The following is a 13,855-nucleotide window of genomic DNA, read 5'->3' as shown; positions in this document are numbered from 1 at the left end:
TTATGACGTTACGTAGGTGTAGTTGGGTAAACGTAAACAGTCCTATTTCTATTAGTTATCATGACAATGAATGGGGAATACCTGTGATGGATGAGAACAAATTGTTTGAAATGCTTATATTAGAGGGAGCTCAGGCTGGATTAAGTTGGCAAACTATATTAAATAGAAGAGGAGAGTATAGAAAATTATTTAAGCAGTTTGTTCCAGTTGATGTGGCAAATATGAGCGATGAAGAACTCGAGGAGTTACTTTGTACTGGAAGAATTATAAGGAATAGGCGCAAAATTTTTTCTGCCAGAAAAAATGCAAAGATCTTTTTGGAAATACAAAAAGAATTTGGATCATTCTATAGTTATGTTTGGAATTTCGTGAAAGGTAAGCAGATAGTGCGCCGTAATGCCTGTGCTGCTGATGTGCCAACTAATAGCAGAGAATCCCATTCTCTTTCTAAAGACTTAATCAAAAGGGGCATGAGTTTTATCGGTCCTACAATAGCGTACTCTTATATGCAATCCATAGGACTAATAGATGATCATGTTGATTATTGTTTTAAAAGGGCTAGTAAAATGGAACAATAAGTACAGATAAAGACGATTGGATGCCATAAAAGGTTTTGCTTTTACGGTACTTTTAGGTTGTATGGATCGAGAGTATTCAACCTGTTTGTTCGAATTGTGAAAGGCAGGTGCTACACAAACCAGAAATGCATATCTTAGTCTTTTGTACTGGCATATAAATGGGATATAGGTATGGATACATTTTGTCTATGTTGTTTGTCACATTTCTTACTTTAATATGAGCTATTTCTATCATCAATTATACATGACACGAACCTCTAATTGTTGTTATGAAATTAATGCTATTATTAGTTGTATAATTGCAAAAAGTGTTGTACAAAGACGTCGCATAGAAACACTGTGCAACGTTAATACTAAATGATACATAATTTTTTACTATGGCAGATTTTTACCTAAGAGGACATGGACAATACAGAGAAAACGATGGTGATGTTTTTAGAAGAGATTTACTACCCGGCGAAAGAATATACTTTTACGGACCTCCTGGATATGCGATGGGGGGTGGTTTAGCAGATGCTCTGTCTTTAGACGAAGGTGATATAAATAGAGTGGGATTTGTAAGGAGACGTAATGCTCCATCTGGAACAAGTAGTATAATGGGACGATCGTACGGTCAAGATTATTATTCCTTCTTTCGTAGTTGGTATGGAGGTGGTTACAACGAAATATCTCGTAACATGATAAGAAATTTCAGAATGTATGGTGTAAATGGCTTATTTGACGGTAGTCCAGCTGGCGTATTCTATGATAACAATGGTGTACGTACTCTTTTGCGAGTACCAAGAAGCTTAGCTTACCCAAATACAGACGATAACACATTATGCAATCCTTTTGCTAGTGGAGATTTTTCCGTGACAATCAAGCAGTTAATATCTCATTTACGTTGGATTGTGATGGCAAATTATAATCGTAATGAAAGTATGATCTTACATTGGTGCCAATGTAGAAGTTTTCATAGAAAGAACAGAAAATATTCTCACCAACGTCCTTATGATGGGGACTCATATAAATGGGGTAAAAGAAGCAATTGGTGAGCATTCTAAGAACTACAGGTTTTTTTATATGCATCGTGCTTAAAACTGCTACTTGACATTAATTGTTTGATGAGACGCAAATGTCAGGTAGCAGACTTACTTACGAGAGACCTTTGCTTAGCTGATTTCCTGAAAAAGTTATATATAGCAATGTATATTGAGAACAACTTTTTTACGACGTTTTATTCTCAGCACACATTCCTTCATCTTTGCTTATATAGGTTATTAAAATCGCTTTTTGCACTTCAGTCAATTGCCTGTATCTTGATAATGTGTTGTAAGTGAGATTCATATTCTTAACGGTTTTTTTTGCTTGTTTTATAAAAAAGTAAAGGTTTATCCATTTTGTTCTTTAGTATGTTTTGGTACTTAGAAAAAAAGAAATTTTGGTAGAAGGTAAATATTGTTGTTTCTACTTTATGTAAGAGTTGTCTTATTTTCTAGGGGGCTAAAGGCATAAGAATGTCATATATTTATCTGGCAGACGTATCTTTTAGAAGGAATGTTTCATATTGCATATGCCTCATTTTTCTGCATGTTTGTAAGATCAATGATATGATGTAAAGACGTTTATTTTATTGCCGTATAATAAGATTATAGTTGCACAAAAGGTGTTTTAAGGAATATCTAGATGCATTTTAATTAGGCGTTATTTTTTAATATCCTGTATCAGAGCCATCCATTTCTGGTCACGAATTAATGAACTACGATGCATGATCGTATAAACACAATGCAGCAGCATCACTTCCATATATTATCAAAAGCATGAGAAGAGTATATCAGCTTGCAGTACGTTTTTATTGTTCTACAAAATTTCGCATATTTGTTGTTTAACAATGTCATCCTCTACTAAATACATTGCATCACAGTTTGGGTGAATCAGTGAAAGAGGCCTGATAGACTGAATAGGTTCAAGGTCATCGGGCACTTTCGTACATTTCTTCAGATTAAGTGCTTTCAGATTGGTAAGATAACGAAGCTCTTCGATGCTCTCTAAGTTTGGATTCCTTTTTAAATTAAGCTCTGTTATTTGAGTAAGATTTGAAAAATCTTTAGTATTTTCAAACAGTGCTCTCCTTAGATCCAGTGTTATTAGTTGCACAAGGTCAGCAAGAGGTGTTGTATCAGTTATACCATTATCACCCAGATTTAGTGCTGTGAGTTGAGTAAGTTGTGAGATTGCGCTAATATCACTCGTTTGAGTACCGCGCAGATTAAGTTCTTTTATCAAAGAAAATGCACTTAAATCGCCTATATTCAACAGCTTGGTATTTTGTAGCGAGAGCTTGGTAATACCTTTTTGCGTTTTTAATGATCCGACATCCTGTTCATGAGTATTGTTTAGACTAAGAACTTTTAGCTTTTTCCACTCTGCAGGAATACACAACCGTTGCATTTCTTTGTTACCGCTAAAACTAACATCTGTTAGATTGGTGAAATATTGCAAATTGTCATATTTAATTGTCTCAGTACATTCCAAATGGAGAGTTTCTAGCGTCTTAAAAGGTAGAGAAGACGGGTTAAGAGTACCAATTCTGTTACCACTTAAAATAAGAGTCTTCATTTGTGTAAGCTCTCTAAGGTATGCGACAGAATCTAACTTGGTATTACTTAGGTCAAGATCTACTATAGTACTGTTCCGTTGAATTGATGATAGACTTTCATTTCCTAGTCTATTATTTCCTAAATTCAGCTGCGTCAAATTATTAAAATATCCAACTTCTGTTATATTTGTTATTCCTGTATTATTAAGACTAAGATTTGTTACAGAAGATGGTAGTGTATTAACAGTTTTAACCTGATTACCATCCAAACAAATCACTTTCAGCTTTGGTAAAGCACAGTCAATATAGTGTCCTGTAATGCGATTATGACTTAGATTAAGCGCTTCTAGCTCACCCATGTTTTCAAGTTTCACTTCCCATATTTGATTATGACTTAGATCAAGTTCTTCCAGCTTCGAGAACTTTTTAAATTTACACAATCTGATTACGTTTTTGCTAAAATTTAGTTTTGTTATTGAACTCTGATTTTCAAATTTGATACTTGAAATTCTATTACAGCTTAAATTTATCTCTTCTATATTCAAAGAAGTTGAAAATTTACATGAATCTATTGCGTTATAACCTAGATCTATTGTTTTTAGACTAAGACGTTTGATAAACTCGATTGACAATATTTTGTTAACACTTAGATTTAAATTTTCTAGATTTGGCATATTTGCAAGGTTACACGAACCTATTTTATTATAGCTTAGATCTAGTTTTTTTAGCGAATTATGTGTATTGCCAAATTTTATATCATTAATTTTATTACGACTTAGATTTATCTCTTTTAGCTGCGCATTGTTTACGACATTACACGTAACTACTTTATTCAAACTTAGATTTAAATTTTCTAGATTTGGCATATTTGCAAGGTTACACGAACCTATTTTATTATAGCTTAGATTTAGTTTTTTTAGATTTGTCAAATTTTCTAAACCACTCAGATTTTCTATGCAATTATTTGATAAATCAAGCTCCGTTAGGCTGTTGACATGTTTTATATGTTCTAAATTACTTATGCTATTGTGACTTATATTAAGCGTCTCTAATTGTTCAAAGTTTTTCAAACATGCAAGATCGTTAGTATCTATCTGACTATTGTGAGTTAAACTAAATACCTTGAGCTTTGTCAGACGTGCAAGAGGCTTAACAGATCTTATGTGATTATTGTTGAGATTAAGCTCTGTTAAATTTGTGAGACTTTCAAGAGGGGCAATGTTCCGTATGCTATTATTGCTTAGACCAAGTAGTGCTAACTTTGTAAGTACTGTGATAGATGTAACATCACATATTCTATTGCTGTTTAAATTCAGGCCTGTTAAATGTTGCAACTTTGCATGGTAAGAACTAACGTCCTGTATTAGATTACCTGTGAGATTGAGTTGCTGTGCACTAGTTGGTATCTGTCGCTGTGAGAGGATTTCATCTGTTATTTGTTTATCTGGCCAATTTATGTTAACCCTAGCTCTACTGCTACCTTGGCTGCCACTTATGGTAGTAGCTTCGTCCTCAGATGTATGGTCTACCTGCTTTGGAAAACTATCTCTACTCATTAGAGGAGGGCGATCACTAACGCTACCTAGACTACCACTAGGGCTTCCTTTGCTTGTTGGATGCAGAGGTTGTTACATATCACTAGTACCAAAAACTTTTAAACTATTGACATCTTTTCTTCTAGCACGTGAACGTAGTTGTTGCAACCAATGTTCTCACATCTTATATAGTTGGTATGGATGATATGTAGTTGGATGATAGGGGTAGTGGCTGTACCAACCACTACCCAAAGGGTTGAATCTTTTAGTGCTGTTCCGCTGTATGATGATATTCTGGTATCTTCTCAGATATTTCTGAAAAGAATAATTCATTGCTTCCAATTATATCTAAAAGCTTGTCTTTTATTCCTGGATTTGTAGATAAATGAGTGAAATGTTCATTTTGACGCAATTCGTGTATAGCTCCCTCTTTCTCACGATTGTATTGCTCACTTGTTTGAAAGTTGTTATACGCAGCGTCACCACATGGCAAGTTAACAAAGAAAATTTCTACCTGCTTTTCATGTCCTTGTATAAGAAAATTAACTTTCCCGGTAAAAAATTTGTTTTCAGGATCTTCTGGGTCATTTACCTCTACTGTCTCTACTGCTCGTTTTTCCACTTCTTGATCTATTTTATATTTATGGTTGAAAATAGCGTTGTGAATTACCTTAAACCCTTCTAAAGATTCTTCTGTGTTTAATATGTCGTTTGTCACACGATTTTTTATCAAACTGTTATAGTGTACAAAACCGGCCGCTTTTAGCGCTAGTTGTCTTTGCAGAATTGGTTTTTTGTTTTCAAAGTCATTATACTCTTCTACAGATGGTGTTACACTGAACAGACAGCTATACACATTCTTACCGTCTTGTCGGTAAGAATGTTGTGACATAGATCTGTCTTCTGGCCAATTTGCACATGTTTTTCTGCAATGCTCAACAGCTAATTTAGCAGACATCACATGGTTTAAAAATGGTGTTATAAGTTCACCTTCTGCGTTTTGTCCTGTTGAGAAAAATTCTAATTTTAAAAAGTAAGGTCCTCTGTTATGAATATTGCTTGGATGAGGTAGATAATCACAAATATCTATGCTTACTAGGCCATGTAATTTTGATGGCTTGCGAGTGACGTCTTCGCTTTGTTTGTGTAGTTCTTGTCTTTCCTCTTCTATTTTTTGTAGTTCTTGTATTTTCTCTTCTATTTTTTGTAGTTCTTGTTGTTGTTTGTTCATTCTGAGTCCTGTAATAAGTGACGAGCACATACCTTCACTACTAAAAAATAATGGTTTTTCTATTGTCAGTTCCCGTAAGGCATGTGCCGCGCTTTTTAGATCATCTAATTGTTTAGTAGGTATTGGTTTAGTAGGTATTGGCTGCATCTTTCTTACAAGTTCATGCGTGCTACGTATTGCAAAGGCTTTTAGAATACTATCCTTACTTTCGTTTATATCGTACCATCTACCGACAAAATCGTCTATTTTATCCTTCTGTCCAAAGGTTAGTAACTTTATTTGCGGAGAGATATGTTCGTCAATTGTCTCCAAGTGAGTGCTGTCTGTATCAAAGAGCCTTGCATGTAATTGCACTCTATCGCACACAAGCGGTTTTTGCATATCTTGCCTATTATACGTTACTGATATGTGAAAAGGCTGTGTTGACATAGTATAGTTAGGGTTTGTAGCTACAGATTCTTTAAATTGATCCAATGTTTTAACTCTAGTTTTATGCATTTCTATCTATTATTTTTATTAGTAATTATTAAACTGTATCTTTATATAACATAACTTTTAATAAGACAAGTATTAATTATACTTGATAATGTAAAGTAGTAAGAATGGTAAAATGTATTGGATTTTTACCCTAAGATAGCTTTGTATGTTTATAATTTGAGAAAAATTGTCTTTTGTGTTGTGGTAATGGATTTCTCTGCAATACTACTATTAGTGCTGTGTCTGTGTAAAAAAATAGAAATGATAAATGTATATAATGTCAAATAAATTTGTGTAGCGTTTTGTATAATAAAGCTTAGTGAAAAAAGGAAATATAGATTAAATTAATAATCTAATAAATAAGATTAGATGTCTGTAATAGCTTAAGCATAAGTAGACAAACTGTATTGAAGTTAGAGAATTTTGCTATTTTGCAAAAGTACAGGATAAGGCTTTTTAGATATATTTCACAACAAAGATGCGTTGCTCAACTAGTAGTGCAGCATCGTTTATTTTGAGGAGCATCACATAAACTTTGACTATTTATTCGTATGTATTTCACTGTGCTCATATGTACTTTTTAGACGAAACAGTGTTTCATTTTTTACCAGAAATGTAGTTGCTTACATTGTGATATTACTTCTTTTAGGGACCTCTATTACTAAAGCCTAATTGCACAGCATTATAGGAACTTTTGTAGCGTTAAAATGTTCCACAATGTAGCTGTTAGAGCATTTATCTCTCTATATTCTTTGGAGTACCGTCATTATAAAACACTTTTACTGTCTGTTTCTTATGCACAGGAATCTAACCATCGTACTATCGACTCTTAAGTTGTAAATTGTAAGCTAAGATTATGTCAAAGTCTTGAAAACAAACCAGTTTTTAGGAAATGATCCATATTGCATTCCTTGCTGAAACAAGCATAGAATACAATAGGGCTCTTATACTTATTTTGTATTTATTCTAATAAAATTATCCACCTGCTCCGAAACCTTCCTCTTGTATATACCTATCGATATCCGGAATTATATAATCATTCCAGAACTCTTTCATCGGTCTAAAGTGTTCCAATATCTCTGTATCGACAATTCCGGTTTTATGTTCATGCAAGAGAAGGGTTTCAGGATATCTGACTACGAACTCACTCAGAGGTACTTCATCTTTTCGGAAAACAGCATCCGCCATTCTCTCGAGGAAAAACATAGTACTTTCTGTTTTGATGTGACTTTCTCCGCAGTGTAATTTACTTACTATTTCATCTAAATGCTGAAGAATGTAATTTAATGTTTGTCGAGTATCTTTTTTACTTTCGAACTGTATCTCTTCTTTATCCATGTCTAATATGCCTTCTTTGTGTAAGTTGTACACCAAGAAACATAATTCTTCTTTACATTTTTCTACAAAATTATCTAAATGTTCTTCTCTATCATCCTCTTTTTTAAACTCTTCTCGTAAAATTCGGTTCATGCCGGAGAATAAAAATAGGGATAGCAATGACTGATTTTTTAAAAATTTTATACATCCAGGGAAGACATCTTGTGATGGCATTTCTAGTTCTTTACCCTTGATGCTCACAAGGCTTGATACTTTAGAAAGGAGATGATATACCGCCTCTGAGTAGGCAATATATCTATCACATTCGAAGACTGCTTTCTCTGATAGCTCCTTTTCAAGAGGTATTTTAAAGTGATGCTTTCGATCATCGCCATCACCTTCTGTTTGAAAACCATTTTTTAGTATTTTTGCTAAGGTCATTGCTCCTAATTTTCTTGCGTCACGGATAGGATCTATTCCATACTTTTTGAGTAACATTTCAGTTATTGAAAGTACTGGAGTTGTAACTGCTACAGGCAAGCAGTTACTTAAATACAGCTCATCCATCACGTAGTGAGAGCATTCATGTATAAAAACAGCATCCGGCTTTATAGAGTCAATATCATGAACAGTAGAAAAGATTGTGCTTGAGCCTGTAGAGTAAAGAGGTCCTAGCGATATTTGTTCCATTATGTTACAACCAAATACTATTCTTGGTCCGGTGTGATTTGAGATCTTTGTCGCAATGAAATCTAATATTTTCTCTGCACAGTTACTTTCTTCTTTTAGTTTTTGTACTGAGGGGAGGAGGCTTTCGTATAGAGCGCATACTTTATCATCTATCGTCATTTGTCGAAACTCGCTTTCTCTGTCTTGTCTTTCTCTAGAGGTAAAAATGTATGTATTGTTTGCTAGTATTGACACAGGTGATGGTAAACGCTCCGAAGGCAAATCTAATTTTTCAAGTTGGTTGTGAATGAATGACCCTTTGTCTTTTTTGAGGAGATCTGGTGCAATGCTCTCTAATTTTGGTAAGATATCTTTTCTTGCTTGAATAACAAATTGATTAAATGTGTCATGAGATGCATCGAAAAAAAGCTTCTTAGCAATTTGTGATGCCGTGTCATTTATATCTCGTATTATTTCCTCGAACCTTTCTTTTTTTGTTTTGTAACTAATACATTCATCAAATATAGCTTTATCTGGATCTGCTTGTAATTTTTTTATTTCTTGAAATTTATCATCTTCTGATACTGCTGCTATTGCTGCCGCTCCTGCTGCTCCTTTTCCTGCCGCCTCTATTCCTTTTCCTGCCACCATTGCCTTTTCTGCTACCGCTAAGCCAGCACCTGCTACCGCTGCTCCTTTTCCTTCTGCCGCTGCTCCTTTTCCTGCCGCCTCTATTCCTTTTCCTCCTGCTTCCGCTAAGCGTGCACCTGCTGCCACCGCTGTTTCTTTTTGTACTTTTTCACTTTTTTCTGACTTTTCTTTTTTTTGTATATCTGCTGCTGATCCTTCTTTGCTTGATTCTCCTAGTGCTTGTTGATCAATATCTTTAACACCTGGCCCTAATTCTAGTTTTATCGCTGCTCCTTTTCCTACACGGGAACTATCTATTACCTTTAATTTCTCTGCTTGATCGGCCATAGCTACTTCTACGCCTTCTGGCTTTGTTTTTTCTAGCTCTCTTATGTTGGCAGCTACTCTTTCAGTAAGGTGTGTCAATATCCTTGTGGCAAACTGAGCTACATGTGAAACTATGTCATTCTTTTTCTGTAAAAATTCTTTTCTATCAGCACATATAATACGCTCAAATGAGCTTAAATTGTTTATCTCGCAAGCATATTCTAAAGGTTTTAACACAATCTTTTTTGTTATTGTGCTAACATAATCGTAGGGTTTGTTAATCTTTATATCGTAAATCAAGGTTGAATCTATAAATAACTCATCTATATCTGTGTTGTGTAGCAAGTGTCTTATCTGTTTTACTTGCATATCCTTCATTCCGTCATGCAATATTTCTATTTTTAATGTGTAATCGTCGGAGTTCCATATATCTTCTAGTAACTGCATATTATTTTGCCTAGAAGCATCACGTGCTAATTTATGTCTTGTTGATATATCTAGTTTAGATAAGAGCCCTTTACTTAAAGGTGTTGTTTTTGGACGCTGTTCTTCTTGCATAATATTCAACCTTAAGTGAGTTATACGTACAACTAGCAAGTGTAACACGTTTTATTTTACTCAGAAAGCATATTTTGTGGATGTGGCATGTTTGTGCACTGTTGGCAAAGCATGAATAATTTTAATGTCTGGTATATTTATTTTCTTGTTTAGAGAGCCAAATAGATGCGGTAACTATTATCGCAGATGTAACAAGTGTAGTCTTTGACGGAACTTCTTGAAAGATTATATAACCAAGCACTGCTGCTATTACAATCTCTAAATATTTGTACGGGACAAGTGCTGTTATATCTTCACGCTGAAATGCTTTTAACAAGCACAAGAAAGTAATGTTACTTATAATACCTATAGTTGCGACAAGGAGGAGTTCTGTTATAGTTGGAGTTTTCCAATAGTATATAGTGCTTGGTATTGAAACTATTGTGCTAAATAAAGAGCAATAAAAGATTGTATTTATTGGTGATTGAGAAGCAGCATATTTTTTGTTTATGACATCAATGACTGTGAATATAAAGGTGGAAAGCAACAATGCAGAAACGTATTTTGGTATGTGATGTTCTGTTGTTTTATTACAGCAGATGCATATGCTGGTAAATCCTACTATAGTAGCTGTCCATCTTTGCCAAGATATTTTCTCTTTCGTAAGAAACACAGATAGTATTAGCGTGATGCTTGGTGTTAGAAAACCTATTATTGTTGCAATTATTATCTGTACTTTGTTGAGTCCATATATCCATAATGCTTGAGCTAAAAAGAATAATATACCTCGTGTAACTTCTACCCAAATGTTGACTGGTTTAGTTATGTGTTTTTTCATGCATGTTGCAAAAATAAGGCAGAATAAGAAACGTAAACCTGTTACATGTAGTTCTTCAAGTGTTACACCCACGTACTTTGTAATAACGTCAGATATTATGCATAACGTAGATCCGCATAGGAAAAAATATACCGCGCTTAAATGTTGTTTTGTTTTTAGCATGAGTATTTATACTACTTTTTATGCCTATTATTGCACAGATATTCTAGTGCAAGATGTGATAAAACACGCCCTCTTGGCGTCTTTTGTACAAAGCCTATTTGCAGCATATACGGTTCTATCATTTCTTCTATGGTATCTTTTTGCTCAGAAAGGGATGATGCTATGGTATCTATGCCAACTGGTCCACCATTGTAGTTTTCGGATATAAGTGTTAGGTATTTGTAATCATTTATATCTAGACCTTTTTTATCTACTTTCAGTTTTTCTAATGCCTTAGTGGCAATGTCTATAGTTATTGGATAATTTGTACCTTCAATGAGGGCAAAATCTGCAACTCTACGTAATAATCTAAGTGCTATTCTTGGCGTGCCTCTGGATCTTTCAGCTATCTCCAATGCTGCTGTGTCAGAAATTTTCATTTCTTTAGCACAACATGCTTTAGTTATGATTTGTTGTAAAGAGATGGCTGAATAAAACTCTGTTCTTAGATGTATTCCAAAGCGATCTCTCAAAGGATTACTCAATAAACCTATTCTTGTTGTAGCTCCTACTAAAGTGAACTTAGGTATAGGCAGCTTTATAGGGCGTGCTGTATTTCCTTCTCCCACCAATATATCTATAGAAAAATTTTCCATGGCGCCGTAAAGTACTTCCTCTAAAGAGATATTGATTCTATGTATTTCATCAATGAACAGTACATCTTTGTCTTTTAAATTTGTTAGCACTCCTGCTAAATCGGCTGGTTTAGATAACATAGGTCCTGACGTAGACTTTAATGTCCCTTCCATTTCGTTTGCAATAATATGAGCAAGTGTGGTTTTTCCTAACCCGGGTGGTCCATGTAATAGTACATGATCTAGAGGCTCGTTTCTTTGTCTTGCTGCTATTGTGAAAACTGACAAATTATCTTTTATATAATCTTGTCCTATGAAAGATTCTAGTCGTTTTGGCGCGTAAGACTCATCTTCTTTAGATAATTGTGTATTTTCATGTTTTATGTACATTACAAGTACCTCGTTAAAGTTTTGTGTAAATAGCCTATTGTTGCAAGGCTTTCTTGATTAGGCTAGTGACTGAAAGATTGCCTTCTTCATCTTCTTTTGTATGTGCAGCATTTTCTTCTAGCACTTTGTTGACTCTGGTTGCTGCATCTAGTTGGTTCAGTCCCAATTGGGTAAGTGCTAAAATAGCATCTCTTCTGATGGATGGTTCAGTGTATTGGTTATTCGTGGTCTCAGAGTAGAGTGCTATCTTAGATATTTTACTTTGTAATTCTAATACAATGCGTTCAGATAGTTTTTTACCTACTCCTGGTACTGCCGAAAACTCTAGGGCATTTTTGGTATGTACAGAATTAATTATGCCTTGTGCGCTTAGGTGTGAAATTATAGCCATTGCCATCTTGCTTCCTACTCCGCTTACTGATTGTAGCATGTTGAAAAAGTTTTTTTCTGTTTTTGAAGCAAAACCGAATAGCTGAATACCTTTCTGCTCTTTATAATGAGTATTTATCAGTAATGATATTGACTCTCCTATTGTGGTATTCATTAAAGCTGCTTTGGTGCAATGAATCAGGTATCCAACGCCAGAGTTGGTCATAACTGTTGCAAATTCTTCTTCTAGATCTTCAAGTATTCCTACTATCTTTGCTATCATGCATGACTAATCTTCTACGTTGACCCAATTAGGGTCAGACGCTCCATGCGGAGTTGGTATATATACAGAAGAGCATCCATATAGGTCTACCTTGTACATACGCTTTGTAAGTACGCTTCCTATGACGCTTTCCTTTGCCACTATAAGAAAATGACCGTTTTGAGACCAACAGTGTCCATTTGTCATTCTAGCTCTGGTTATAGTCTTTTCAGCTCCAGATTTAAGGTTTATAACGTTTACCAAAAACCCTTCTCCTTTTACAATTTTTGTACATGCTACGTAGTCACCTCTAGGAGACCATGATGGTTCTGCATAAATGCCACCCGATCTATTTGATGTGATACACTGCACATTTGATCCATCATCAGACATAACATAAAGCTGTGGAGAGCCTGATCTATCTGAGTTAAATATTATACGTTTGTCATTAGGAGAATAACTTGGTGATGTGTTAATTGCCGCTCCGTGAGTTAGTCTCCTTGTTTCCTTTTTATCTATATGTGAGACAAAGATGTGAGTGGACCCCCTGTGTGCTACAGAAAACAAGATTTTCTTTCCATCATGAGAAAATCTAGGAGAAAAGATGTTTCCAGGTATAGTTGACACTAATGTATCTTCTCCTGTGTATAAATGTCTTAGGAACAGTTTTGATATTCCATTTCTAAAATCTGTATAAATTATCTTTTCGTTATTACTAGATATTTTAGGAGAGATAGTTATATACGTACCATCAGAGAGATACTTGTGATTAGCGCCATCTTGATCCATGATAGCTAATCTTTTTATAATTTTGTTATTTGATGGATACTCTGATATGTAGACTATTTTACTATCGAACGGTCCTTCTTCCCCTGTAAGAGTGTGATATACCTGATTTGCAATTTTATGCGCAGCCCTTCTCCAGTTATCGTACTTAAACTCTAAAACTTTGGTTATAACACTCTTTCCTAATACGATGTCCCATACCTTGAACTTTATATTAATAGAATTATTCCTCGCACGTTCTATTTCTCCATTTACTAAGATGGTTGCGTTTATTTTTCTCCATGCCTCAAAAAAAGGCACAGCTTTTATGCCAATATCTGTTGAGATAAAGGAATCTCCTGGAACGGTTTTTAACAATCCCGAGTTATCTAAATCTGTTTTGACAAGTTCCACTATCGACTTGGCCAATCTTGTTTCAGTTTCGCTATAGAAATCGTTGATGGCGACAGAAATTGGTTCATAGCTTTTTCCGGATATTTCTATCTGATGTCCATGAACGAATGCAAAAGAGGCGCATATCAGTAGCACATATGTTTTAATAACAGTTTGTATCAT

General features: G+C 34.8%; 9 protein-coding genes. 2 read left to right on the top strand and 7 right to left on the bottom strand.

The genetic code is table 11. The features are described 5' to 3' along the window. Positions 1–2 precede the first annotated feature (2 nt). Both FZC37_RS00045 and FZC37_RS00040 read left to right on the top strand, forming a co-directional pair. The gene (locus FZC37_RS00045) at positions 3–578 is read left to right on the top strand and encodes a DNA-3-methyladenine glycosylase I (RefSeq protein WP_148951701.1); all 576 of its coding nucleotides are present in this window, start codon (positions 3–5) and stop codon (positions 576–578) included. 377 nt (positions 579–955) lie between these two features. Beyond that, entirely contained in the window at positions 956–1,612 is a 657-nt protein-coding gene (locus tag FZC37_RS00040; protein ID WP_148951700.1) for a hypothetical protein, read from the top strand. Positions 1,613–2,417: 805 nt separating this feature from the next. Here the strand turns inward: FZC37_RS00040 and FZC37_RS00035 are convergent. The 7 genes from FZC37_RS00035 to FZC37_RS00005 form a co-directional block, all read right to left on the bottom strand. Then, positions 2,418–4,712, bottom strand: a complete 2,295-nt coding sequence (locus tag FZC37_RS00035; protein ID WP_148951699.1) for a leucine-rich repeat domain-containing protein — start codon at positions 4,710–4,712, stop codon at positions 2,418–2,420. A gap of 244 nt (positions 4,713–4,956) precedes the next feature. Next, positions 4,957–6,420, bottom strand: coding sequence for a hypothetical protein (locus tag FZC37_RS00030; protein WP_148951698.1), 1,464 nt, complete (start codon positions 6,418–6,420; stop codon positions 4,957–4,959). Positions 6,421–7,374: 954 nt separating this feature from the next. Further along, a complete protein-coding gene (locus FZC37_RS00025) occupies positions 7,375–9,900 on the bottom strand; it encodes a hypothetical protein (protein ID WP_148951697.1) in 2,526 nt (841 codons plus the stop codon). 121 nt (positions 9,901–10,021) lie between these two features. Further along, complete coding sequence (locus tag FZC37_RS00020) at positions 10,022–10,879, bottom strand: DMT family transporter (RefSeq protein WP_148951696.1); 858 nt, start codon at positions 10,877–10,879, stop codon at positions 10,022–10,024. 11 nt (positions 10,880–10,890) lie between these two features. Then, on the bottom strand, positions 10,891–11,883 hold the full coding sequence (ruvB, locus tag FZC37_RS00015; RefSeq protein WP_148951695.1) for a Holliday junction branch migration DNA helicase RuvB: 993 nt from the start codon (positions 11,881–11,883) through the stop codon (positions 10,891–10,893). A gap of 34 nt (positions 11,884–11,917) precedes the next feature. After that, positions 11,918–12,535, bottom strand: a complete 618-nt coding sequence (ruvA, locus tag FZC37_RS00010; RefSeq protein ID WP_148951694.1) for a Holliday junction branch migration protein RuvA — start codon at positions 12,533–12,535, stop codon at positions 11,918–11,920. Between the two features lie 6 nt (positions 12,536–12,541). Beyond that, positions 12,542–13,855, bottom strand: coding sequence for a DPP IV N-terminal domain-containing protein (locus tag FZC37_RS00005; RefSeq protein WP_148951693.1), 1,314 nt, complete (start codon positions 13,853–13,855; stop codon positions 12,542–12,544).

The organism is Candidatus Sneabacter namystus (genome assembly GCF_008189685.1).
Classification (GTDB): Bacteria; Pseudomonadota; Alphaproteobacteria; order Rickettsiales; family Rickettsiaceae; genus Sneabacter; species Sneabacter namystus.
Note: the sequence above shows the minus strand (reverse complement) of the source record. Positions and strands in the feature narration are given on the sequence as shown.

Bases quoted from the DNA above. Each gene is read 5' to 3' on its own strand.
- FZC37_RS00045 (WP_148951701.1), top strand. From the start codon at position 3: ATGACGTTACGTAGGTGTAGTTGGGTAAACGTAAACAGTCCTATTTCT.
- FZC37_RS00040 (WP_148951700.1), top strand. From the start codon at position 956: ATGGCAGATTTTTACCTAAGAGGACATGGACAATACAGAGAAAACGAT.
- FZC37_RS00035 (WP_148951699.1), bottom strand. From the start codon at position 4,712: ATGAGTAGAGATAGTTTTCCAAAGCAGGTAGACCATACATCTGAGGAC.
- FZC37_RS00030 (WP_148951698.1), bottom strand. From the start codon at position 6,420: ATGCATAAAACTAGAGTTAAAACATTGGATCAATTTAAAGAATCTGTA.
- FZC37_RS00025 (WP_148951697.1), bottom strand. From the start codon at position 9,900: ATGCAAGAAGAACAGCGTCCAAAAACAACACCTTTAAGTAAAGGGCTC.
- FZC37_RS00020 (WP_148951696.1), bottom strand. From the start codon at position 10,879: ATGCTAAAAACAAAACAACATTTAAGCGCGGTATATTTTTTCCTATGC.
- ruvB (WP_148951695.1), bottom strand. From the start codon at position 11,883: ATGTACATAAAACATGAAAATACACAATTATCTAAAGAAGATGAGTCT.
- ruvA (WP_148951694.1), bottom strand. From the start codon at position 12,535: ATGATAGCAAAGATAGTAGGAATACTTGAAGATCTAGAAGAAGAATTT.
- FZC37_RS00005 (WP_148951693.1), bottom strand. From the start codon at position 13,855: ATGATACAAACTGTTATTAAAACATATGTGCTACTGATATGCGCCTCT.